Below are 342 nucleotides of genomic sequence, written 5' to 3'. Positions count from 1 at the left end.
CTGCTGGTGGATCAGGCTAAGGTAAAATTTGTGAGTTCTGCTCTTAATTGAGCGAAATGCGAATTTTCGGCGAATGTCGTCTTCACAGTATAACCAGATTGCTTGGGGTTATATGGTCAAGTGAAGAAGCGCATACGGTGGATGCCTTGGCAGTCAGAGGCGATGAAAGACGTGGTAGCCTGCGATAAGCTTTGGGGAGTCGGCAAACAGACTGTGATCCAGAGATCTCTGAATGGGGGAACCCACTCAGCATAAGCTGAGTATCTTGTACTGAATACATAGGTGCAAGAGGCGAACCAGGGGAACTGAAACATCTAAGTACCCTGAGGAAAAGAAATCAAC

General features: G+C 47.1%; 1 rRNA gene. It reads left to right on the top strand.

Going from position 1 to position 342, the window contains the following annotated elements:
* Nucleotides 1–114 precede the first annotated feature (114 nt).
* A 23S ribosomal RNA gene (locus BGP85_RS00220) occupies nt 115–342 on the top strand; the annotation flags it as partial.

Source organism: Pseudomonas putida (assembly GCF_002906855.1).
Lineage (GTDB): Bacteria > Pseudomonadota > Gammaproteobacteria > Pseudomonadales > Pseudomonadaceae > Aquipseudomonas > Aquipseudomonas putida_N.
The sequence above is the reverse complement of the archived record's forward strand: the minus strand, read 5'-3'. Positions and strand labels throughout refer to the sequence as shown.